The sequence below is a fragment of the Mesorhizobium sp. M3A.F.Ca.ET.175.01.1.1 genome (genome assembly GCF_004791945.1).
In the GTDB taxonomy this organism is placed as follows: domain Bacteria; phylum Pseudomonadota; class Alphaproteobacteria; order Rhizobiales; family Rhizobiaceae; genus Mesorhizobium.
This window is the reverse complement of the sequence record NZ_SRTP01000196.1, coordinates 1-341: the sequence shown is the minus strand read 5'-3', so window position 1 is coordinate 341 and position 341 is coordinate 1. Positions and strand designations below refer to the sequence as shown.

At 66.9% G+C, this 341-nt stretch carries 1 pseudogene; it reads right to left on the bottom strand.

From position 1 onward, the window contains the following. Positions 1-37: 37 nt before the first annotated feature. Positions 38-341, bottom strand: a pseudogene (locus tag EN818_RS31310) (aldehyde reductase); the annotation flags it as partial.

The window sequence follows — 341 nt, the reverse complement described above, 5'->3', positions numbered from 1 at the left end:
GAAACCGACGCGCCCGGCGGCTGTTCCACCGGGCGCGCTATTTCGACTTTTTGAGCAATCCGAGCCGCATCAGGCTTTCGCCGGTCGCAGCAAGCGCCTCCTCGCGCGGTCGCGGCGCCCAGCCGAGCATGCGCATGGCCTTGGCGCCGGTTGCGTTCCGGGCCTTGCCCAGTTCCGTCACGATCTGCGCCGCTTGCCCGTCAAACAGCCCGACGATCCGGACAAGCCAGTCCGGCAGCACGCGCGTCGTGATGCGCGATCCTGCATTGCCAAGCCGCGCCTTCAGCGTCCGTGCGATCTCAAGCATCGTCATGAAATCGCCGCTGATGGCCAGGAACCGC